Genomic DNA, 21,379 nt, shown 5'->3' on the forward strand with positions numbered 1-21,379 from the left:
CTCACCAGCAGATGCCGTCGTAGTTGTCGTCACTGGCACGGTCGGCAACCCGTACCAGATCGATGATCACCTGCTCGGGTGTCGCGCGATCCACCGCCGAGCGGAATTCCTCGGCACCGTTGCCCACGACGATGACCTCGGCGAAATCGAGAACTTCGTCCACGGTGTCCACCATCATGCGGGCGATATGGGGTATGTGGTTCAAGATGTAGTCCCGGTTGGCCCCGGTCAATGCGGCCATGTTGACGTTGTCGTCGTACAAGCGCAACTCGTACCCTTTGCCGAGCAAGTGCTCGATCACATCGACCACCGGCGACTCCCGCAGATCATCGGTACCGGCCTTGAAGGCGAACCCCAGCACCCCGACCTTCCGCCTGCCCTTCGACGTGACCATCGCTATGGCGCGATCGACTTGGCGACGATTGGCGGGCAGGATCGAATTGAGCAGAGGTACATCGAGATCGAGCTCGCGGGCCTTGTAGGTCAGTGAGCGGACGTCTTTTGGCAGACACGACCCACCGAACGCGAAACCGGGCTTGAGGTAATACGGTGACAGATTGAGCTTGGTGTCCTGACAGAAGATCTCCATGACGTGACGGCCGTCGATTCCATTGGCTTTGCAGATCGAACCGATCTCGTTGGCGAATGCGACCTTGATGGCGTGCCAGTTGTTGTCCGTGCACTTCACCATCTCGGCCACCTCGATCGGAGTGCGGATCACCGGTGGACCGAGCCCCTCGTACAGGGTGGCCAAAAGTTCGCCGGACCGGGAATCCGTCTCGCCGACAACGGTTTTCGGAGGGTGGTAGTAATCCCACACCGCGGTGCCCTCGCGGAGGAACTCCGGATTGATACAGACGCCGAAATCCACGCCGGCCCGCTTCCCGGACGAGGCTTCCAGCGTGGGGATCACGACACCGCGCATACTGCCCGGCAACATCGTCGACCGCACCGCCACGACATGGTAGGTGTCGCCGTCGCGTAACGCCTCGCCGATCTGCTCGGACACTCGACGGACATAGCTCAGGTCGATGTTCCCGTTGAGCTGGCTGGGGGTACCGACGCAGATGATCGAGATATCGCTGCTGCGGATCGCATCGCCGATCTCCGTTGTTGCACGGAGTCGACCGGACTGCACAGCTGCGCCGACCATGTCACCGATATCGGTCTCGATGATCGGTGTCCGACCGGCGTTGATCAGGTCCACTTTGGTCTGGTTGGGGTCGACACCGATGACTTCGTGGCCGTCCGACGCCAGGCAGGCTGCCGATACGGCGCCGACGTAGCCCAACCCGAAAACCACGATCCTCTTGGCCTCGCTCGTCACCAAACGATCCTAGAAGGATTCGGGTGGCGCCGGAGGCCGGAAGCCGGTTTCCCGCACCGGCGCCTGCCGATGAGTTCCCGGCCCCCGGTACGCCGATTCGATCAGCACCGCTGTCTTCCCATCGCGGCGTCCCTTGAAATACACCGCCCCCAACAGGCCCGCCGCGGCGACGACACCGGCCGTGATCGACAGTGCCGTCACCCACGCCGGAGAATCACCGGAATCCGCCGACTCGGGGCCCAACAATCCGAGCAATCCCAACGCGGCAGCCGGCCAGAATCCGAGTATGGGACCCCCGCCACAGGTTCCATCGGTCTCCCCCGGATTCTTCACCCACAGCAGCCCGTCGAGAGCCCCACCGTGGTACAGCTGCGGTGTGTCTCCCAGGCGAGCACCCGGCGCATTGCAGTAATTGTCCTGCGCGCCCGCACCGTTTCGACTGATGTCGATCACGTAGTGCGCATCGGGCACGCCCAGCCTGTCGAGTTCCGACCGCACCGTCTCGGCGAAGCGTACTTCGCCATCGGTCGAGTTGTAGTTCGAGACGTTGAGACTGAACCCGGTCACCTTGTCCACGTCCAGCTTCTTCAACCGGTCGGCGGTTTCGGCTGCGCTCAACCAGTTCTCGTGTCCGGCGTCGATGTACACCCGCGCACCCGTGGTGGACAGCGTGTCGACCGCGTAGCGCAACGTGCCGACGCGATCGCCCTGCTCGCACTGCCCCAGTTGGGGAAGGGCATCAGGTTCCAGGATGACGATCGCGTCCGAATGCCCCGTCAACGCTGCGGCTGCGCCGTCGATCCACTCCCTGTATTCCTGCTCATCACGTGCGCCCGTGTACACCTGCGCACCTCCGCCGCAGTCGAGCCGGGGCACCCGGTAGAGCACCAGCGTGGGGACTGCATCAGCGGCGGCCGCACCCGCGAGGTAGTCGCCGATATCGCTTCGAACCGTCGCCGTCGTGGACCAGTCGCTGAACCATTTGGCCTGCGGGGTCTCCGCGATCGGCTCGAAGCGCGAGTCCTGTTGGGCTGCGGCGACGGCCAGCAGGTCGGGATCCCGATACAGTTTGGCGTCGACCGGGGTGCTGCCCGCGATCGTCCCAGGACGCGCGCCACCCGGCCAGTGCCCCGAATAGACGATCGAGACGATGGCCGCCGGCAGGAGGATGACCAGCACCGTCGCCGCCACCAGCAGAACGGCGCGTCGCTGCCCTCGCCTGAGCCGCTGCCACCGCGACGCCGACCGACCAGATGGCGAACGCCTCATCGGCGGCGACCGGTCGGCCCGAACGCATCGTCGCGTCGCGCCAGGAACAACACGGCCAGGGGAACGACTGTCACGGTCCAGTACACCGATCCGTCGACGTAGCGCAGCGGTACCTCGAGCCACCCGCTGATGGCGATTCCCAAGACGAGCATGGCCGCGATCGGCAGATAGCGGCTCCCCGGGAGCGTGGTGGCATAGGTCTGCGCGACGAGCGAGCCGACAGCCAGGAACGCGAGGATGAACCCGCCGGTCGCGACCAGGTGCACGAACTCGTTGTGTCCCGAGTAAGCCCCCGAGATCAGAGTGGACGTGTCGCTTTCCACGATTCGTTCATACCAGTCCCTGCCACCACCGAACCAGAACGCCCGCGACGACCATTCCGTCAGCGAACCATTCCAGATGACGCCGCGACCGGTGTACGCCTCGTCGTCCCATCCTCCGAAGAACAGCCATCCGCTCAACGGCAGCGCGCACATCATCACCACCACCGCACCGGTGGCCAGGCGGGCCACCGCCGATGCCGCGCGCTGCCACCCGAACTGCGCCATCGCCCAGAGCGCGCTGCCGAGCATCAACATGAACCCCGCGGCGAACATCGAATTGCGGGCCGATGACCAGGCGAGTGCGAAACCCACGATCGCCAGACCGGCGAGCCTGAGCCACGGCCGCGGGATCATGGCCACCGCTGCCACGCCCACCGCCAGATACACGCCCAGACTGTTCTCCGCCGTGAACATTCCCTGCAGCAACCCCAACGAGGGGAACACCGCCTTGTCGGGACGTTCCAGCAGCGCACCTTGTGCATCGTGCACCCGGCCGGCATCGGGCAGGATGAAGCCGAGGGCGATCGCGATGAACGCTGTGAGCACCACGAGAGCACCCAGGGCGATGAGCACCCGGGGGTGGGGCCGCAACGCTGCCAGGGCCAACATCACCACCAGGTAGAGGACGCTCTCGGGGGTCGGTTGTCCGCCGTTGTAGACGTCCCGGGTGAGGATGTACAGCCAGGGGGCGAGCAGGACTGCCAACCGCCACAAGCCCGGCCGAGTGATGTCGTTGAGGCGGAACAGGATGACCAGAACGGCCAGACCCACCGCGAGCAGGTAGAAGAGCTTCGAGACGATGTTGGCGGCGGCCGGCCAGATCGGGTCCGCGCCCACCGGGACGAACACCTTCTCGGCCGTCAGAGACAGGGCGATGAACGAGCCGATCGTCCGGCACCACATGAAACCGATGAGCAACACGGCGGCGGCATCACGGGTGATGAACAGCCGGCCTCTTCGCTGCATCGGCCCTCCGCTCGCACTGCCCGAGACACACCCCCGAACTGACGCCACACGGGTACGCCGTTGGATGGTACCGGCCGGGGTCCGCGCAAGACGGTCCTGGCCCTGAGCCACCAATGGAAGAATCGGGCTGTGGCCGACCGCTACCTGATCGCTGTTGCGACATACCTGCGCCCTACCGGACTTCAGCGGTTGTTGGACAGTTTGGTCGCGGCCGTCTCGGCGTCGAGTGTGGACATCGTCGTCGTCGACAACGATGCCCAGGGGTCCGCCCGATCGGTCGCGGCGAACCATCCGCTCGGCCCGCGATACGTCGTGGAGCCCGAGCCGGGTATCTCGGCCGCCCGCAACCGCGCACTGGCGCACTTCGACGATCGATACCGGGGAGTCATCTTCGTCGACGACGACGAGTGGGTGGACCCGGCGTGGCTGACCACGCTGACCGCCTACGCGGCGCAGGCACCGGCTGACGTGGTGGTGGGTCCGGTCGTCAGTGTCTTCGACCGGCCCGCGCCCGAATGGGTGCAGCGTGGCGGTTTCTTCACCGGCCGCCCCCACGCCAGCGGTGAACGACTGCGCTATGCACCGACCAACAACACGCTGTTGATGCGCGATGCGTGGGTACGTGCCGGCTCGCCGCGGTTTGACCCCGCCTTCTCCACCACGGGCGGCGAGGACACCGATTTCTTCCACGGTGTCCGCAAGACGGGCGCCACCATCGTCTTCTGCAACGAAGCGGTGGTCTACGAGGCCGTGCCCACCGAACGGCAGTCGTTGGGTTGGGTACGCCGTCGAGCGATTCGCGAGGGCGCCAACGAAACCCGCGTGCTCCGAAAGCACCATGACTCGTTGTTGCCCGTCATGGGCCGGGGAATCAGAAGCGCTGCGTTCGGGCTCATCTTTCTCACGGTCGGGTTCGTCACCCGCCGGGACCTCCAGGCCAGGCCGTACTTCAGTCTTTTCTATGCGTGCGGACTGTTCGCCGGCCTGTTCGACTACAAGATGGTCGGATATTCGCGAAGCAGCGACTCGACCGGAGGACGTTAGCGGGTCACGGCCATCCCGACTGCCCGGCGCGCGCGGGCCACCGGATACATCAGCACCATCGTCAATACCGCCGCGATCTGCGCCGCCGGACTCGTCGGATGGTCGCCGATCATCACGGGCAGCAGCACGTCGACGACCGACAGGGCGATGAAGCACGCGAGACTGCGCGAACCCACCAGGGCGACAGGGCCCACGAGGGCCGGTGCGCGCGCATGAACGAACCGCATCAGCTGATAGAGCACCACGAACGCGGCCAGCGCCAGGGCGATTCGCGCCGGACCGCAGGAAGCCTTGTCGAAGAGCCATCCGCCCGCACCGACGTGGTGCACAATCACTCCGGCCGTCGCCACCGCCAGCCCGCCGACGCACGCGACCGCCAACGCCACCCGTCCGCGCAGCGGATCGCGTAGGGCTGACCAGTACCAGCCGACGGCGAAGGCGATCCCGAACAGAGCCTGCCACCCCGCGGTGTTGAAAAAGGCCCAGCCGTCCGGCCGATTGGGCAGGCGACCCCAGTTCAGGGCCAGCGCCGCGGTGTACAGCGCCGTCGACGACACCACCGCGAGGAGCCGGCATCGCCGGCTCGACAGCGCGATCCACAGCATCGCGAGCACCTGCAGCACGACGTACATGGACAGGATGTCGATGTGGTCGGGGTTGATCTGCATGGTGGCAAGCCACCACACGACACGCGCCGGGGGAACCTGCCCGGCGTCGAGCAGACCCGCATCCGGGCGCGTGGTCGTCAGCGATACGACCACGGCCAGCGCGGTCAGCGCGAACTGCGACAGATAGAGCAACACGATGCGGCGCGCCAGACGCAGCTGTGACCACGCGACTCCCGCCACGTCGGCTCGCCGGCGGCTGACCATGCCCACCACCAGCCCGGCCAACAGGACGAACCCTGATGCGCCGTCGATCCACGGCACCGGGTGGACGATCCCCCACAGGGTCGAGCCGAAGCTGATGTGGCCGATGACCATGCTGAAGATGCAGAGTCCACGAACGGCGTCAATCGCCTCGTCTCGGGTCAGCACCGATCTGCCCGCCGTCGGTGATCACGCAGCCGCGACGTCAGATCGCCCGTGCGGCGAACTCGCGGTGCCAGACTTCCAGTGACAGCAACGTCCAGATGCGCGATTCCTCGTCCCGGACACCTTTGGAGTGATCATCCAGCAAACCGTTCACCATCGCCCTGTCGAAATTGTTCCCGACGAACGACGACGGACCGGTGAGCAGATCGAACGCCATCTCCCGCAAGCCGTGCCTGAACCATCGGTCCAGTGGGACTTTGAATCCGACCTTCGGCCGATCGACCACTTCGGCGGGAAGATACCGATGAGCCACCTGCTTGAGCACCCACTTGGTCGTCCGATCGCGAATCTTCACATTGCTCGGTAGATCGAAGGCCAATTCCACCAGGCGGTAATCGAGGAACGGTGGGCGCGTCTCAAGCGACGCCGCCATCGACATCCGGTCCCCCCGTTCGAGCAGGTTGTCCGCGAGCCACACGCAGGTGTCCGCGAAGAGCATCCGCCGCAGCGCATCGCCGCGCCCCCGGCTGTAGGCGGCCGGCGCGCCCCGCAGCGACGGCCGGCGCGTGAGCCGGCGTCGTTCGGCCACCGTGAACGGGGCGAACCAGCCGCGCAGCCGCTCGTCGTAGCCGCTCTGGTCGAGCGCGCGCAACGCGATTCTCATTCTCGACTTGCTCGCCGGCAGCGCGTTCTCGAGGCGACCGAGCGCCCCGAACGACGGAAGGGCCCCGAGCCAGCGGGTGGCGGCGGCGAACTTGTACTTGGGATATCCGGCGAACAGTTCGTCACTGCCCTCACCGCTCAGCACCACCTTGACCTGCTCGCGTGCCAATTGCGCCAGCCGGAACACCGCAACGTCCGCCGGCTCGGACAGCGGCCCGTCCCGCTGCCAGCTCAGCTTCGCCCAGTTGTTCATGAAATCGTCGGCGGTGACCACGACGTTGTGGTGAACCGTTGCGTTGAGCTCGGCCACCTTCCGGGCCCATACCGTCTCGTCATACCGTTCGTCGCCGAAACTCGCTCCGAACGTGTGCAGCTGCTGGTCGGGGTTCAGCCGTCGGGTCATCGCCGTCAACAGGCTGCTGTCGACACCGCCCGACAGGTAGATGCCCACCGGCACATCGGCGACCAGCGAATCCTGTACGGAATTCGTGAGCGCCTGATCGACGAGGTCGATGGCCTCCGATGTCGTCACCGTGCCCCGCGCACCCCGCGCGGACAACTCCCAGTACGGCGACACTCGGACACCGCCGTCGGGCGTGACCACGACATGGTGACCCGGCGGAACCTTGCGCACACCCTTGACGAGGGTGTGCGGTGCGGGTACCGACCGGTGCGCCAGATAATCGTCGAGACTTTCCTCGTCCACCGATGGGGCGTCGATGGCCGGTAACAATGCCTTTATCTCCGAGGCGAAGGCGAAGAAGCGCGAATCGGCATAGTAGTAGAGGGGCAGAATTCCGAGTCGGTCCCGGAACAGGTGGGTCTCGCCGGTGCGGGAATCGTGGATCGCGTAGGCGAATTGGCCTCGTAGCCGATTCACTCCCGCCGGCCCGAATTTCTCATACACGGCAAGGAGCACCTCGGTGTCGCCGTGTGTCTGGAACGGGTACGACAACTCATTGTGGAGCTGCCGATAATTGAGGATCTCGCCGTTGAATATCAGATGCTGATGTCCGCTCGAACCGGCCATCGGCTGCGGGGAGCCGTGCAGGTCGATGATCGAAAGTCGCCGGTGCGCCAAGCCGACCGGACCGTCGAGCCATAGGCCGGCCGCATCCGGACCACGATGCTGCAGCGTTGCCGCCATTGCGGAGAGCAATTCGCGGTCGACCGGCCGCCCGTCGAACCGCCGGATGCCGGCTATCCCGCACACGGGCTCACGCGCTTCGCCGGTTGAGCGACCCGAACAAGGCCGCATAAATCGCGATCGGCACTGTGACCCCCCGTTGAAAAGCCAGAAACCCCGCCTGCGACGGCGGGTTTCGTACGTCCGCCATGCCGAAGTCTAGCCGCGGGATCGCACCGGCGACGGTTCGCCCCGCCCTCGCCTCGACCGCGGGGCAAACGAATCGAGACGACTCCCGGGCGGGTAGCTGAGCCCGGCGATATGTTGTGCACGGCTGGCGACCTCTCGTTCCAGTGTCGCCCGGGTTGAGAAAGTCGTCGTCGGGGCATCCGCGCAATGCCCGGGTCGTGGCCTGTCTCGCTGACGAAAGAAGGTCGATGTCGCCGAAGTTCGCCCGCAACACCTTCCTCGGTTTCATCTCCGGCGCCGCAGTCACCCTTTCCGGCTTCATCGGCAGCGCGATCGCCGCCCGGCTGCTGGGGCCCGACGATCTCGGCGTCGTCGCGTACGTCGTCTGGTGGGTGACGGTCGCCGTCGCGGTCTCGAACCTGGGTAGCGACGTCGTGCAGCAACGATTCATCCCCAACCTGCGCGCGATGGACCGCAGCGCCGAGGTGAACGGCCTCGTCGGCGCGGTCACCAGATTGACCATGGCGGCCGCGGTGGCGGTCGGTGCGGTGTTGGTGATCTACCTGCACGGACCGGGAAGAGGCGCCCTGCAGGGGCTTTCCGGTCAATCGCAGATCGTCGTGATCGCCATCGCCTTCAGCTGGGTCATCTGCTGGCGCATGGGGGACCTGTATCTGTTCAACCTGAGGGGCGAGCAGCGATTCGACAGACTCGCACGCATCTCCGCCATCTCGGCGGTACTGCGGGTGGTGACGACCGTGCTGGGCGCCTGGCTCTTCGGGGTGCCGGGCGCACTGGCGGGCTACATCGCCGCGACCATCGTGCCCGCCAGCCGGCTGTTCCCGCTGTTACGCAACAAGCCCAGCGTCCAACGCTCGCTCAGGCGGGATGTCCTCGGGTTCGCGCTGATGAGCTGGACCATCAGCGTGATCGGCAACCTCCTGTTCGGCCGGACGCAGATCATCTTCCTCGAGCACTACACGACCATCGGTGCGGTCGGGCTGTTCGCGGTGGCACTGACGGTGGCCGAGATGGCGGCGCAACTTCCGCAGCTCTTTCTCTCGGCGCTGTTGCCCCGCTTCAGCGAGCAGAGCGGGCAGGGCGCCCACGACCACATGATGCGTCTGTACCGGACGATGACGGCGCTCATGGCCATGGTGATGTTCCCGCTGTGCCTGTGCCTCGCGGCGATCACGCCGGTCCTGTTGCCACTGGTCTTCGGTGCCGAATTCGCCGGCGCCGTGCCCGTCGCCTCGATCCTGCTGATCGTCGCCGCGATCAACAGCCTCGGCGGAACCACCCTCCAGCTCATCTTGAGCCTGGGAAAGAAGGGCATCCTCTTGGTCTCCAACGCCGTCGGCCTGGTCGGTGTGATCGCGCTGAGTTTCCTGCTGATCCCCCAGTACGGACTGATGGGCGCAGCCTGGTCCCGCGGGATAGTGCAGATACTGGTCATCCTCATCGAGATCGTCTATGCCGCAATACGTTTGGGGTTCACCCCGCCGTTTCGCGCGCTGGCCGCGATAACGGTTGCCGCCGTGGCCCAGGGTGCGGTCGCCTACGGCATCGTGCACACCGTGGGCGGCGCTGCCTCATTGGTGCTGGCGATACCCGCGGCGATCTTGACCTACCTCATCGCGGTGCGGGTCCTGTCGGTGCTGCCGCTGGTCGATTCCGAGCTGACGAGTCGACTCGTCACCATGGTTCCCGACCGGGCCAAACCGCTGGCTTCCCGCATCCTGCGGCTGCTGTCACCGTCCACCACCGGACCTACCGAGCAGATCTGACCCGATTGTCGACCCCGGACGTATTAGGCTTGACTTCAACGCGAAACCGTCGGCTGGGCGCCGCGCAGAGAGGCTGTCGATGATCAGTGTCCTCCTGATCGGCGCAGGAGCAGTGGTTGAGGAGCACTACCGGGGTCCGCTGCGCCGGCTCGAGCGAGCCAAGGCCATCCAGGTGGTCGGCGTCGCCGATCCGAACGAGGCGCGCGGCCGGAAGATCGCAGGCCAGTACAAGCGCGCCCGCGCGTATCCGGACTGTGCGAGCGCGTTTCGGGATCGCTCGTTCGATCTGGCGATCGTCGCCTCCCCGCCAGGTCTGCATGCCGACCATGCATGCGCGGCTTTCGCACACGGTTGCCACGTGCTGTGCGAGAAGCCCATGACCACCACCGTCACCGACGCGGACCGGATGAACGCCGCGGCCGCCGACGCCGGCCGGATATTGGGCGTGGCCTATCCCCGGCGGTTCTATGCCAATTTCGCCGACGTCGCCGCGCTCGTGGCGAGCGGCGAACTCGGCGACGAGCTCGAATTCACCTTCCGGGAAGGAAACACGTACGGCTGGCCGGCCGCCACCGACGCCGCATTCCGGCGCGATCGCTCCGGCGGTGGAGCCCTGCTGGACATCGGCGTGCACATGCTCGACCAGCTGAGCTGGATCTTCGGCGACCCAGTGGTCAGTCGCTCGTTCGATGACAGCCTCGGCGACGGAGTGGAGACGAATTCGCTTCTCATGCTGGAATTTCCGCGAGCTCACGGCACGATGCAGGTCAGCTGGGAGTATCCGCTGAACAACGGACTGTGGATCCGCGGCTCCTCGGGTGAAGTGGTGATCGAAGGCGACGATCTGCGCTCCTACCGCCGCAAGACCCCGCAGGGATGGTCGCTGGTACCGGCCCGGACATCCTGGCCGGTGGACCTCGCGCTGAGCGGGGGCAAGCGGATTCGGCCCGGCAACCTGCGTCCGTGCTTCGATGCCGAGCTGGTCGCCATGCTCCGGTGCATTCACTATGGCGAACCGATTCCGGTGACCGGCGTGCAGGCCGCCAGTGTGCAAGCCGCGATCGAGCATGCGTATGCGCACGCCGAAGCACTGGATTGTTCCTGGCTGCCCGAAGAGGAACGGCTCGCCGCGCGAGCCAAGCACTGGAAGGCCGGCCAGCATTGATGAAGCCCATCGCAGTCATCGGAGCCGGCGGCTTCGTCGGTGCCCGTCTGGTCGAACGGGCCGAACTCCGCGAAGACATACCGCTGGTCCCCATCGTTCGCTCCTGGCGCAGTCAGGGGCGGCTGGCCCGGTTCGGCATGCGCACCGTCATCGGTGACGCGGGCGACCCGGCATCGCTGGTTCCGCTCATCAAGGGATGCGGGATGGTGGTGAATCTGACCCTGGGGAACGACGAGCGGATCGTCGGTGACGTCCAATCCATGTACGCCGCATGCCGGCAGGCAGAGGTACCCCTGTTCGTCCACATGAGTTCCGCCGAGGTTTTCGGCAGGGCCGAGCAACCGGGCCTGACCGACGACTCGGCACCAGATGGCCGGCACTGGATGGACTATGCCTTGGGCAAGACAGCCGCGGAGGCCTGGCTGCGCACCCAGTTCGACGGGCCCGTTCGGGTTGTCATGCTGCGGCCGGGGCTGATCTGGGGACCGGGGTCGGTCTGGCTGGTGGATCCGGCCAAGGCACTGGTCGACGGCACGGCGTACCTGTTCAACCACGGCGGCGGGATCTGCAATCTGATCCACGTCGACAACCTCATCGAACACCTTGTGCAACTGGCGAACTCACCGCAGACCCGGTCGGGGATCTTCAACATCTCCGATGCCGAGACGCACACCTGGGCCGACTATTATCACGCCGTCGCGCGGGAAGTGGGCGCCGACCCGTCGACCATCCGACAGCTGCCCGACTCGGCGTTTCGCGAGGGCCGGATGGCCAAGATGCAGAAGGTCCTCAACGTCGCACCCGCCCGCGCGGTCAAGAACCGGCTCAGCGGTGACACCAAAGGCCGGCTCAAGCAGTCGATGAGGGACCGGTTCTCCCCGCCGATCTCCGAGGTGCAACCCATCGAAGCCGCACCCGCTGTCACCAAGTCGATGTGGTGGCTCCAGGGCACAGCGCGGAAGCTACCGTCGTCGAAGTTCGCCGAACACTATCCGGATCTGCAGCTGCAGCCGTTCGACGAGTTGATGTCAGCCGCCGGCCGGTGGCTACGTTTCGCCGGTTTCGAGGTACCCGCTGCCAGCGGGCCGCAATACCCCTAGCCCGCAGTACCGCTAGCCCAGCTTGCGCAATCGCGGCTCGAGATCCTTCTGGAACAGCTCCAGGAAGCGGCGCTGATCGTGTCCGGGCGCGTGGAAGACCAGGTGGTTGAGCCCCCAGTCGACGTAGTCCTTGACCTTCTCGACGGCCTCGTCGGGATCCGACGCCACGATCCACCGCTTGGCGACCTGTTCGATGGGCAGCTCGTCGGCGGCCTTCTCCATCTCCATCGGGTCGTCGATGCTGTGCTTCTGCTCGGCGGTCAGGGAGAGCGGCGCCCAGAAGCGGGTGTTCTCCAGCGCCAGTTCGGGATCGGTGTCGTAGGAGATCTTGATCTCGATCATCCGGTCGATCTCCGCGGAGTTGCGCTCGGCCTTCTCGGCCCCCTCCTGCACGGCCGGAATGAGCTTGTCCTTGTAGAGCTCCTCGCCTTTACCGGAGGTGCAGATAAAACCGTCACCCGCCCGGCCCGCGTACTTGGCGACCACCGGTCCGCCCGCGGCGATGTAGACCGGCACCCCACCCTCGGGCACGTCGTAGATCGACGCACCCTTGGTGCGGTAGTACTCACCGTCGAAGTCCACCCGGTCGCCGAGCCACAGCTCACGCATCAACCGCACCGATTCCCGGAGCCGCGCGAAGCGCTCCTTGAAGTCCGGCCAGTCGCCTTCGTAACCGGTGGCGATCTCGTTGAGGGCCTCTCCGGTGCCCACGCCGAGGAAGATGCGGTTCGGATACAGACACGCCATCGTCGCGAACGCCTGGGCGATCACCGCGGGGTTGTAGCGGAACGTAGGGGTCAGCACCGAGGTCCCGAGCTGAATTCGCTTGGTGCGCTCGCCCACCGCGGTCATCCACGCCAACGAAAAGGGTGCATGGCCGCCCTCGTGGCGCCACGGTTGGAAGTGGTCACTGACCGTCGCGCTGTCCATTCCATGCGATTCGGCCGCCACGGCCAGCTCCACGAGCTCACGAGGCGCGAACTGCTCCGCCGACGCCTTGTATCCCAGTTTCAGTTCAGCCACGCTTCGTTTCTACTCCTCCCCCTAGACTCGCCGCATGGCAGCTCGGCTGGAGGCCGTCACCGACCGCGTACACGTCGCGCGAACCGACCTCGTCAACTGGACCCTGGTGACCGACGGCACCGGGGTGTTGCTGATCGACGCGGGCTATCCGGGCCACCGCGACGACGTCGTCGAATCGGTGCGCGAGCTGGGCTTCGGACTGTCCGACGTCCGGGCGATCCTGTTGACCCACGCGCATGTCGACCATTTCGGCTCGGCGATCGCGTTGGCCGCGCAGGAGGGCATCCCGGTCTACACCCACGACGACGAGGTGGGCCATGCGCGCCGGGACTACCTCGAGCAGGTGGCAACGCGCGACGTCATTAGCCACGCCTGGCAACCGCGGTGGCTGCGCTGGTCTCTGGAGATCAGCCGCAAGGGGGGCCTGGCACGCGGCGGGATCCCCACCGCGCAGGCGCTGACCGACGCGGTCGCCGCCGGGCTGCCCGGCGCGCCGGTGGCCGTCCCCACCCCCGGGCACACCGGCGGACACTGTTCGTACCTGGTTGACGGCGTCTTGGTCAGCGGGGATGCGCTGGTGACCGGCCATCCGCTGTTGACCGATGTCCGTCCGCAGCTGCTGCCCGACCTGTTCAACCACGACCAGGAGCGGTGTGTACGCAGCCTGGCGACCCTCGGTGCGCTGGACACCGAGATCCTGGTGCCGGGCCACGGGCCGGTGTGGCGCGGCCCGATCCGCACCGCCGCCCAGCAGGCGTTGCCGGCCTGACCCCGCTGAGGATTACTAGCTGAGGATGCGGTAGCCCAGCAGGAACACTGCCGTCAGGCACAGCCCGCAGGCCACCACGATGGTGGGCATCAGGATGGTCTGGTCGAGTTCGTCGGGGTCGAGCGCGTCGTGGTGCACCGGGCCGAACATCTTGCGGGCCACCGCCGTCTCGCGCACCCGTCGGGTCAGACGGCCGATCACGTGCCGGTCGGCGCGGCGTCCGACGAACGCGCGCAGCGCGACACCCGCGATCGCCGTCAGCGCCGCCGCGAGCAGGATCAGCCAGCCCACACTCGCCTGCGAGACACCCGCCGCCATCGGCACTGCGCCAGTTTACAAACGCGGCTCACAGCCGCTTGGCGAACGCGATCGGATAGACCTCGTTCTCGGCGGGCAGCGGTTCGTCGAGCCGTTCGTATCCGGTCGCCAGATACAGCGCCTCGGCCTCCGGTTGCCGGTCCCCCGTCGTCAGGTAGAGCCGTCGGTATCCGCGGTCGGCGGCGTCGGCCTCCAACGCCGCGAGCAGCGCTCGGGCGAAACCCCGGCGGCGGTGGCCGCTGTCGGTCCAGATGCGCTTGAGTTCGGCGGTCGGCAGCCCGTCCACGATGCCGAACCGGCGGAAGGCCCCGCCCGTGACCGGCTTGCCGTCGACCAGCCCGATCAGCAGCGTGCCGCCGGGCGCGGCGAACTCGTCTTTCGGGTAGCCGGTCAGCCAGGCCAGGATCCGGTCGCGCCGGCCGTCGTAACGCTCGGCGTATTCGTCGGCCAGTTCGGCCAGCAGTGGTTGAGCGAGCGGATCGTCGGGCTCCACCGCCACGAAAGTCAGCTCTTCGGTCCTCGACACTCGCCTCACCTCACTGCCGACGCGCGGCTCTTCCGATCAAAACTTGACACCTGTAAAGTTCGCGGGCATGGACAACATCAGGGGCAAGACGATCGCGATCACCGGCGCCGCCCGCGGTATCGGTTATGCCACGGCCGAGGCACTGCTCAAACGCGGGGCCCGGGTCGTCATCGGTGATCGCGACGTCGCGCTGCAGGAGTCGTCGGTCGCCAAGCTGACGAACCTAGGGCCGGTGTCGGGTTACCCCCTCGACGTCACCGACCGCGAATCGTTCGCGACCTTCCTGGACAAGGCGCGCACCGACGGCGGTGGGCACATCGACGTGCTCATCAACAATGCCGGCGTCATGCCGATCGGCCCGTTCCTGGAGCAGTCCGAACAGTCGATCCGCTCGTCGATCGAGGTGAATCTCTACGGCGTCATCGCGGGCTGTCAACTCGCCCTCCCCGATATGGTCGCTCGCCGGCGCGGCCACATCATCAACATCGCCTCGCTGTCCGGCGTGATCCCGGTACCCGGTCAGGTGGTCTACGTCGGCGCGAAGTTCGGCGTCGTCGGCCTGTCCGCCGCGCTGGCCGACGAGATGGCACCCAACGGTGTGCACGTCTCGGTGGTGATGCCCCCGTTCACCAATACCGACCTCATCTCGGGCACCCGGGAGACCGTCGGCACCAAACCGGTCGAACCCGAGGACATCGCCGCGGCCATCGTCAAGACGCTCGACAAGCCCAAGACCCACGTCGCGGTCCCGCCGTTTCTGCGGTTCACCGCTCAGGCCGCGCAGCTGCTCGGCCCCCGCGGACGTCGCTGGATGAACCGGAAACTCGGTCTGGACAACGTGTTCCTGGAATTCGACACCGCCAAGCGGCAGAGCTATGAGTCCCGCGCGCAGTCCGCGCTGGGCGTGGTCGAAGGAGGCGACAACGGTAGCGGCCCCGCGGGTGTGAACTGAGCGCGAGATTCGGCGCGCAGATTCGCAGTGGCTTCACACTCGGCGGCGCCGGCCGGCGGTTACGCCTCGAAGTCCGGCGCGGGCCCGCCCAGGCGGTACGCCTCGATCGTGCCGAGCTGCTCGAGCAGTGCGAAGGCGCTGAACAGGTAGTCGATGCCGTCCTCGCCGGCCCCGACGAGAATGACATGCCATTCGTCGTCCGCGGTCAGCCAGATCCGGGTCACCGACTCGACACCGTCGGGCACCGCGTCGACACCGGACGGCGGGTAGAACCACGTGGCGAGCTCGTCGGTGGAGTTGTCGACGTCGAACAGCCAGCCGCGCTCGGTGAGCTCGGAGTCGATGAGCGTCAGGTCGTCGCCCTCGGGGACCCCGATCGCCCGCTTGGCCTGTCGCTTACGTCGGCGCGCGGTCTTGGCCGCGGACTTCTTCGACACTCAGCAGAGCGCCCGGTCGAGATCGTCGAGTAGATCCTGTGTCCCCTCCAGGCCGACCGAGATGCGCACCACGCCGTCGCCGAGGCCGATCGCCGCACGCCCGTCGGGGCCCATCGCCCGGTGCGTCGTCGTGGCCGGATGGGTGATCAGCGACTTGGCGTCGCCGAGGTTGTTGGAGATGTCGATGATCTGCAATTTGTCGAGCACCTCGAACGCCCGGTCCTTGCCTCCCTCGAGTTCGAAGGTGACGACGGTTCCGCCGCCGGACATCTGGCGCCGGGCCAGGTCATACTGCGGGTGCGACTCCAGGAACGGGTATTTCACCCAGCTCACCCCGGACTGGCCTTCGAGGAACTCGGCGATCCGCTGCGCCGACCGGTTCGAGTAGTCGACCCGCACGGCCAGCGTCTCGAGACCCTTGAGCAGCGTCCAGGCGTTGAACGCGCTGATCGCCGGCCCGGTGTGGCGCATCAGCTTCTGCACCGGCCCGTCGATGTACTCCTTCGAGCCCAGGATCGCGCCGCCGAGGACCCGGCCCTGCCCGTCGATGTGCTTGGTGCCCGAATAGACCACGACGTCCACCCCCAGCGGGAAACCCTGCTGAAGCAGCGGGGTGGCGAACACGTTGTCCAACACCACCTTTGCACCGGCGGCGTGCGCGAGCTCGGTGACCGCGGCGATGTCGACCAGCGACTGCATCGGGTTCGACGGCGTCTCGAAGAACACCGCCTGCGTCGGGACCGACAGCGCATCCTCCCACTGGGCGAGGTCCTCGCCGTCGACGAACACCGTCTCGACACCCCAGCGGGGCAGGATCTCGTTGCACACCACGAAGCACGAACCGAACAGGCTGCGCGCGGCCACCAAGCGGTCACCCGCGCCGAGCAATGCGCCCAGCGCGGTGAACACCGCGGCCATCCCGGTCGCCGTCGCGAAGCACGCCGGCGCATCTTCGATCAGGCGCAGCCGCTCCTCGAACATCGAAATGGTCGGATTGCCGTAGCGCGAGTAGACGTAGCGGTCGATCTCACCGGTGAAGGCCTTCTCGGCCTCGGCCGCCGAGGCGTACACGTAGCCGGAGGTGAGGTACATCGCCTCGGCGGTCTCCTCGAACCCCGACCGCAGCAACCCGCCGCGCACCCCGATCGTGGCCTGGCTGACGCCCTCGGGCAGTTCGGCGGGGACCCGAACAGACGGGACCTGCTCACTCATGACTGCACCCACGGCAGTCCGACGGCCTTCCAGCCGGAGCCGCCGCGGTGCCTGCGCTCGTCGAGATTGCCTTCGAAGCCGTCGAGGATGTTGTACGACGGCCCGATCCCCGCTTCGGTGGCGGCCTCGGCGGCGCCGATCGAGCGATTGCCGGACCGGCACAGGAACACCACCGGCCGCTCCCCCGGGGTGATCCCGGCGGTCTTGAGCTCGTCGACGAAGCCGTCGTTGTGGGTGCCGTCGGTGCGGCTCCACTCGATGAACACCACGTCGCGCGCGAGCGGGGACAGATCCGGTACGCCGACGAAGCGCCATTCGGCCTCGGTGCGACAGTCCACCAGCACGGCATCCGGGTTCTCGTCGAGTACCTGCCAGGCCTCCTCCGGCGTGATGTCTCCCGCATAGCTCACGGCCGTGAGTGTCCCATACCTAGCTGGTACCGGCCGAACAGACCTTCCAGGCCCCGTCCTCACGGACGAACGTGGTCTCCACCGGGATTTTCGTGTCCGGCGTCTTGTCGAAGTGGTAGGTGACCGAACCCGTGGCGCGGTCGCCGTCGACGGTCACCGCGGTCAACCCGTCGATGAATCGATCACCCTGTTGCTGTGCCGACTCCTGTTGTGCGGCAACGAATTGCGACTCATTTCCCCACTCGTCTCGACAGGTGTAGGCCTGGAAGGCGGCGTAGTCCTTGCGCTGTATCGCGTCGTTCTGCGCGACGGCGGCGCGGCCGATCAGCTGTTCGTCGGTGGGCTCGTCACCCTCGAAGAAATTGACCGCCCAGATTCCGATCACGACGATCACGATGACGACGAGCGCAGCCAGGAACGGCATTGCGGTGGGCCGGTCCTCCGGCCCCGACCCCGGGTTCACCACAGCTTGCGCAGCGCGGCGCCGACGCGGCGGGCCCGATCGCGCGCGATGATCACGTCCGGTGCGGTGGCCAACGAGACGGCGAGGCGCCGGCGTTCATCGGTCTCGTCCGGGCGGTCGAACAGCCGGGCGTCGCTCTCCTGGGTGGCCAGCGCCTCGGCGAGCGCCGCCGCGACGTCGGTGCCCGACGGTTCGGTCACCGGGGCCTCGGTTCCGGCGTAGCGCACCTCGGCCGCCGCCGGGGAGATCATGATGGTGTCGACGGGCAGCCCCAGCACCGCACGGGCGTGCAGCTCGAACTGCGACAGCCGCTGCGACCGCAATGTCACCAAACCCGTGTCCTGCGGCCGGGCCCGCACATCGGAGAAGTAGACCTCGTCGCCGCGCACCAGCAGCTCCACCGCGAACACCCCGCGCCCGCCCAGCGAGTTCACGATCCGCGCGGCGATGGACTTGGCGGCGTCCAGGGCCGCGGGCGTCATCTGCTGCGGCTGCCAGGACTCGAGCGCATCACCGTCGCCCTGGCGGTGGCCGATCGGTTCGCAGAACGTCAGCGACGGCCCGGTCGATCCGGTGGTGCGCACGGTCAGCAGGGTCACCTCGAAGTCGACCTCGACCACGGTCTCGGCGATGACGCGGTGGTGGGTGATCCGGCCCGCGGCGATGGCGCGCTGCCAGGCGGGTTCGACGTCCTCGGCGCGCAGCAGCACCGACTGCCCTTCGCCGGGCGCGGCGGAGATCGGTTTGACCACCAGCGGAAGACCCGCGTGCGCGGCCACGGCGGCGAGCTCCTCCGCCGAGCCGGCGAACCAGAACGGCGCGGTCGGCAATCCGAGCTCGTCGGAGGCCAGTCGGCGCAGCCCCTCCCGGTCCTGTCCCAGCCGGGTGCTGCGCGGCGTCGGGAACACCTCCACGTCGCCGCGTTCGGCGACCGCGATCAGCGCATCGGCGGCGATCAGCCCGGATTCGGCCACCACGTACTGCGGCTTCTCCCGGTCGATCAGGGCGGCGAGCTCGTCGGCGTCGGACAGCTTCGCCACGACGAAGCGGTCGGCCACCCGGTGGGCGGGCGCGTCGGCGTAGCGGTCGACGGCCACCACCACCGTCCCGAGGCGCCCGAAGGCGAGCGCCAGTTCACGACTCAATTCACCCGCACCCAGCAGCAGCACCGTGCTGCGCCGGTCGATCGCAGCCGCGTCCAGCGTCGGATCCGTGTCAGGCCCATCGCCTTCGGTTGGTTCGGTCATCGCCCGCCAGCCTGCCAGATCGTCAGCCGAGCTGGAGATCGATGTAGCACCACCGCCACCGCTCCCCCGGTTCGACCGAGCGCATCACCGGATGCCCGGTGCTGCGGAAGTGTTCGGTGGCGTGCTGGTGCGGACTGGAGTCGCAGCAGGCGACGTGCCCGCATGTCGTGCACATCCGCAGGTGCGCCCAGGTGTCCTCGCCGAGTTCGGCACAATCCTGGCAGCTGCCGGGCGGGTCCGGCGTCACGTCGGCGCGGTCGCCGGCGAGGTGTTCGCAGAGACGCGGACCGTCGTCCCGCCGAGTTCGACGGTCCGGTCGCCGTGCTCTGCTGCGCATGGTGGCCAAGGATATCGAGGGCATCGAACGGGAGAGGGAGGTCGATGGCGTGAACGCCTCACTGCTGGCGGTTCTGGTGGCCGCGCTGCTCGTGGCGGCCCTGGCGCGGCGAGCCGATCTGTCCGCACCGCTGATCCTGGTGGTCGCCGGGTTGGCCGCGGGATTGATCCCGGTGGTGCCGGACATCCAGCTCGATCCGGATCTGGTGCTCAACGTGATCCTGCCGCCGCTGCTGTGGTCGGCGGGCCTGGAGAGCAGCTATGTCGCGCTGCGCCGCAACGTGCGCTCGATCGGCATGCTCGCGGTCGGGCTCCCGCTGGCCACGACGTTCGCCGTCGGCGTGGTCGCGTTCGCGGCGGTGCCGGAACTCACGGTCGCCGCGGCCCTGACGCTCGGCGCGATCGTCGCCCCACCCGACGCGGTCTCGGCGACGGCGGTCGGACGCCGGCTGGGTCTGCCGCGCCGGATCATGACGCTGCTCGGCGGGGAGAGCCTGCTCAACGACGCGACCGCGCTGACGGCCTACAAGGTGACGCTCGGGCTGGCGATCGGCGGTGCCGCCACCTGGACGGGTGGACTGAGCACCTTCGCGCTCGCCGCGGCGGGCGGGGTCGTGGTCGGCGGCGCGCTGGGTGCGCTCATCGTGTGGGTGCGTTCGCGCCTCGCCGACCCGCTGATGGAGAGCGCGATCGGGCTCGTCGCGCCGTTCTCGATCTATCTGGTGGCCGAGGAGGTGCACGGCTCGGGGGTGATCGCGGTGGTGGTGGCCGCCCTCATCCTGGGTCAGCGCGCGACGAACGCCAGTTACGCCACCCGGCTGCAGGACGTCGCGGTGTGGAAGGCCGTGCAACTGGTTCTGGAGTCCTTCGCGTTCCTGCTGATCGGCTTGCAGCTGCCCAAGGTGATCGACGAGCTGGCCGGGATCCGGGCGTCGACGCTGGCACTCTCCTCGATTCTCGTGCTGGCCACCGTGATCGGTGTGCGCATCGTGTGGGTGTATCTGTTCGCCTACCTGCCGCGGTGGCTGTCGCCGCGGATCCGGGCCCGCGAGCCCGTGCCGCGGCCCGCGCAGGTGTTCGTCGTGGCCTGGGCCGGTATGCGGGGCGTGGTGTCGTTGGCTGCCGCGTTCGCGGTCCCGGCGACGACACTGTCGGGGGCACCCTTCCCCGGCCGGCCCCAGCTGGTGTTCCTGACGTTCGTGGTGGTGGTCGGCACGCTGCTGCTGCACGGGCTGACCCTGCCGTGGCTCATCCGCCGCCTCGGGGTGCAGGGCGACGAAGCCCACACCGACGCGGTCGCCGCGGCCGCCGCGCAGGACAAAGCCGCCCGCGCGGCCGCCGAACGGCTCGACCAGGTGCTGGCCGAACGGCCGGCCACCGAATCCGACGTACTCGAGCGGGCCGCCGACGTGCTGCGCAGCTGGAACACCCGGCGGCGCAACTCGGCCTGGGAGCGGCTCGGCCGCGGCGACGACGATCTCGGGGAGAGCCCGGCGGCGGCATTCCGGCGCCTGCGGCTCGAGATGCTGGCCGCCGAACGGGAGACGCTGATCGCCGAACGCGACAGCGGACACATCGACGACGAGGTGCTCCGGCAGGTGCTGCACGGGCTCGACCTCGAGGAGGCGACGCTGAACCGCGGTTAGCAGAGACCGCCGGGTAAACGATTTGCCACCAATCGCTGAACAGGCCG

Annotated in this window: 21 protein-coding genes; 7 read left to right on the top strand and 14 right to left on the bottom strand. The window is 67.5% G+C overall.

All coding sequences use genetic code 11. The features are described from left to right. Nucleotide 1: 1 nt before the first annotated feature. The 3 genes from ACN27E_RS14900 to ACN27E_RS14910 form a co-directional block, all read right to left on the bottom strand. A complete protein-coding gene (locus tag ACN27E_RS14900; protein ID WP_422742550.1) occupies nt 2-1,327 on the bottom strand; it encodes a nucleotide sugar dehydrogenase in 1,326 nt (441 codons plus the stop codon). A 9-nt stretch (nt 1,328-1,336) separates the two neighbouring features. Beyond that, nucleotides 1,337-2,518, bottom strand: coding sequence for a glycoside hydrolase family 6 protein (locus ACN27E_RS14905; protein ID WP_422742552.1), 1,182 nt, complete (start codon nt 2,516-2,518; stop codon nt 1,337-1,339). Between the two features lie 74 nt (nt 2,519-2,592). After that, on the bottom strand, nt 2,593-3,885 hold the full coding sequence (locus ACN27E_RS14910) for an O-antigen ligase family protein (protein WP_422742554.1): 1,293 nt from the start codon (nt 3,883-3,885) through the stop codon (nt 2,593-2,595). 129 nt (nt 3,886-4,014) lie between these two features. Between ACN27E_RS14910 and ACN27E_RS14915 the strand changes: the two genes are divergently transcribed. Beyond that, complete coding sequence (locus tag ACN27E_RS14915; RefSeq protein ID WP_422742556.1) at nt 4,015-4,929, top strand: glycosyltransferase family 2 protein; 915 nt, start codon at nt 4,015-4,017, stop codon at nt 4,927-4,929. Here the strand turns inward: ACN27E_RS14915 and opgC are convergent. Beyond that, a complete protein-coding gene (gene opgC, locus ACN27E_RS14920; RefSeq protein WP_422742558.1) occupies nt 4,926-5,966 on the bottom strand; it encodes an OpgC domain-containing protein in 1,041 nt (346 codons plus the stop codon). The genes ACN27E_RS14915 and opgC overlap by 4 nt on opposite strands. A 37-nt stretch (nt 5,967-6,003) precedes the next feature. Further along, nucleotides 6,004-7,839: an asparagine synthase (glutamine-hydrolyzing) gene (asnB, locus tag ACN27E_RS14925; protein ID WP_422742560.1), complete on the bottom strand. Its 1,836-nt coding sequence runs from the start codon at nt 7,837-7,839 to the stop codon at nt 6,004-6,006. A gap of 350 nt (nt 7,840-8,189) precedes the next feature. Here asnB and ACN27E_RS14930 point away from each other — a divergent pair, with 350 nt between their 5' ends. From ACN27E_RS14930 to ACN27E_RS14940, 3 genes are all read left to right on the top strand, one after another. Further along, nucleotides 8,190-9,728, top strand: a complete 1,539-nt coding sequence (locus ACN27E_RS14930; RefSeq protein WP_422742562.1) for a lipopolysaccharide biosynthesis protein — start codon at nt 8,190-8,192, stop codon at nt 9,726-9,728. A 79-nt stretch (nt 9,729-9,807) separates the two neighbouring features. Further along, entirely contained in the window at nt 9,808-10,893 is a 1,086-nt protein-coding gene (locus ACN27E_RS14935) for a Gfo/Idh/MocA family protein (protein ID WP_422742564.1), read from the top strand. Continuing rightward, on the top strand, nt 10,893-11,993 hold the full coding sequence (locus tag ACN27E_RS14940; RefSeq protein WP_422742566.1) for an NAD-dependent epimerase/dehydratase family protein: 1,101 nt from the start codon (nt 10,893-10,895) through the stop codon (nt 11,991-11,993). Before ACN27E_RS14935 ends, ACN27E_RS14940 begins: the two co-directional genes overlap by 1 nt. Nucleotides 11,994-12,005: 12 nt before the next feature. Here ACN27E_RS14940 and fgd read toward each other — a convergent pair whose 3' ends face one another. Further along, nucleotides 12,006-13,016 carry a glucose-6-phosphate dehydrogenase (coenzyme-F420) gene (gene fgd, locus ACN27E_RS14945; protein ID WP_422742568.1) on the bottom strand — a complete coding sequence of 337 codons (1,011 nt, stop codon included), beginning with the start codon at nt 13,014-13,016 and terminating at the stop codon, nt 12,006-12,008. Nucleotides 13,017-13,050: 34 nt separating this feature from the next. Between fgd and ACN27E_RS14950 the strand changes: the two genes are divergently transcribed. Further along, nucleotides 13,051-13,785, top strand: coding sequence for an MBL fold metallo-hydrolase (locus ACN27E_RS14950; protein WP_422742570.1), 735 nt, complete (start codon nt 13,051-13,053; stop codon nt 13,783-13,785). Nucleotides 13,786-13,800: 15 nt separating this feature from the next. Here ACN27E_RS14950 and ACN27E_RS14955 read toward each other — a convergent pair whose 3' ends face one another. Together ACN27E_RS14955 and ACN27E_RS14960 are read right to left on the bottom strand one after the other, a co-directional pair. After that, entirely contained in the window at nt 13,801-14,109 is a 309-nt protein-coding gene (locus ACN27E_RS14955; protein WP_422742572.1) for a hypothetical protein, read from the bottom strand. Nucleotides 14,110-14,131: 22 nt separating this feature from the next. Then, nucleotides 14,132-14,629: a GNAT family N-acetyltransferase gene (locus tag ACN27E_RS14960; RefSeq protein ID WP_422742574.1), complete on the bottom strand. Its 498-nt coding sequence runs from the start codon at nt 14,627-14,629 to the stop codon at nt 14,132-14,134. 67 nt (nt 14,630-14,696) lie between these two features. Between ACN27E_RS14960 and ACN27E_RS14965 the strand changes: the two genes are divergently transcribed. Next, the gene (locus ACN27E_RS14965; RefSeq protein WP_422742576.1) at nt 14,697-15,581 is read left to right on the top strand and encodes an SDR family oxidoreductase; all 885 of its coding nucleotides are present in this window, start codon (nt 14,697-14,699) and stop codon (nt 15,579-15,581) included. Nucleotides 15,582-15,640: 59 nt separating this feature from the next. Here the strand turns inward: ACN27E_RS14965 and ACN27E_RS14970 are convergent, their stop codons facing one another. Genes ACN27E_RS14970 through ACN27E_RS14995 form a run of 6 tightly spaced genes read right to left on the bottom strand, consistent with a single transcriptional unit; the run spans nt 15,641 to nt 19,687 of the window. Continuing rightward, nucleotides 15,641-16,018, bottom strand: a complete 378-nt coding sequence (locus ACN27E_RS14970) for a hypothetical protein (protein WP_422742578.1) — start codon at nt 16,016-16,018, stop codon at nt 15,641-15,643. Beyond that, a complete protein-coding gene (locus ACN27E_RS14975) occupies nt 16,019-17,230 on the bottom strand; it encodes an O-succinylhomoserine sulfhydrylase (RefSeq protein ID WP_422742580.1) in 1,212 nt (403 codons plus the stop codon). Then, nucleotides 17,227-17,640 (bottom strand): rhodanese-like domain-containing protein, encoded by a 414-nt coding sequence (locus ACN27E_RS14980; RefSeq protein ID WP_422742582.1) that lies wholly within the window; start codon nt 17,638-17,640, stop codon nt 17,227-17,229. The genes ACN27E_RS14975 and ACN27E_RS14980 overlap by 4 nt, the downstream gene beginning before the upstream one ends. A 19-nt stretch (nt 17,641-17,659) precedes the next feature. Then, the gene (locus tag ACN27E_RS14985; protein WP_422749886.1) at nt 17,660-18,064 is read right to left on the bottom strand and encodes a lumazine-binding protein; all 405 of its coding nucleotides are present in this window, start codon (nt 18,062-18,064) and stop codon (nt 17,660-17,662) included. A 35-nt stretch (nt 18,065-18,099) separates the two neighbouring features. After that, the gene (purT, locus tag ACN27E_RS14990) at nt 18,100-19,350 is read right to left on the bottom strand and encodes a formate-dependent phosphoribosylglycinamide formyltransferase (protein WP_422742584.1); all 1,251 of its coding nucleotides are present in this window, start codon (nt 19,348-19,350) and stop codon (nt 18,100-18,102) included. Between the two features lie 22 nt (nt 19,351-19,372). After that, a complete protein-coding gene (locus tag ACN27E_RS14995; RefSeq protein WP_422742586.1) occupies nt 19,373-19,687 on the bottom strand; it encodes a UBP-type zinc finger domain-containing protein in 315 nt (104 codons plus the stop codon). Between the two features lie 49 nt (nt 19,688-19,736). On the opposite strand from ACN27E_RS14995, the gene ACN27E_RS15000 reads away from it, so the two are divergent. Beyond that, nucleotides 19,737-21,332: a Na+/H+ antiporter gene (locus ACN27E_RS15000; RefSeq protein WP_422749888.1), complete on the top strand. Its 1,596-nt coding sequence runs from the start codon at nt 19,737-19,739 to the stop codon at nt 21,330-21,332. The last annotated feature ends 47 nt before the right edge of the window (nt 21,333-21,379 follow it).

Source organism: Mycobacterium sp. WMMD1722 (assembly GCF_049315205.1).
Taxonomy (GTDB): Bacteria; Actinomycetota; Actinomycetes; order Mycobacteriales; family Mycobacteriaceae; genus Mycobacterium.

What these genes read in the sequence shown, in the direction of transcription:
- ACN27E_RS14910 (WP_422742554.1), bottom strand. Translation starts at nt 3,885, where the DNA reads ATGCAGCGAAGAGGCCGGCTGTTCATCACCCGTGATGCCGCCGCCGTG.
- ACN27E_RS14930 (WP_422742562.1), top strand. Translation starts at nt 8,190, where the DNA reads ATGTCGCCGAAGTTCGCCCGCAACACCTTCCTCGGTTTCATCTCCGGC.
- ACN27E_RS14935 (WP_422742564.1), top strand. Translation starts at nt 9,808, where the DNA reads ATGATCAGTGTCCTCCTGATCGGCGCAGGAGCAGTGGTTGAGGAGCAC.
- ACN27E_RS14940 (WP_422742566.1), top strand. Translation starts at nt 10,893, where the DNA reads ATGAAGCCCATCGCAGTCATCGGAGCCGGCGGCTTCGTCGGTGCCCGT.
- ACN27E_RS14950 (WP_422742570.1), top strand. Translation starts at nt 13,051, where the DNA reads ATGGCAGCTCGGCTGGAGGCCGTCACCGACCGCGTACACGTCGCGCGA.
- ACN27E_RS14965 (WP_422742576.1), top strand. Translation starts at nt 14,697, where the DNA reads ATGGACAACATCAGGGGCAAGACGATCGCGATCACCGGCGCCGCCCGC.
- ACN27E_RS14975 (WP_422742580.1), bottom strand. Translation starts at nt 17,230, where the DNA reads ATGAGTGAGCAGGTCCCGTCTGTTCGGGTCCCCGCCGAACTGCCCGAG.
- ACN27E_RS14985 (WP_422749886.1), bottom strand. Translation starts at nt 18,064, where the DNA reads ATGCCGTTCCTGGCTGCGCTCGTCGTCATCGTGATCGTCGTGATCGGA.
- purT (WP_422742584.1), bottom strand. Translation starts at nt 19,350, where the DNA reads ATGACCGAACCAACCGAAGGCGATGGGCCTGACACGGATCCGACGCTG.
- ACN27E_RS14995 (WP_422742586.1), bottom strand. Translation starts at nt 19,687, where the DNA reads ATGCGCAGCAGAGCACGGCGACCGGACCGTCGAACTCGGCGGGACGAC.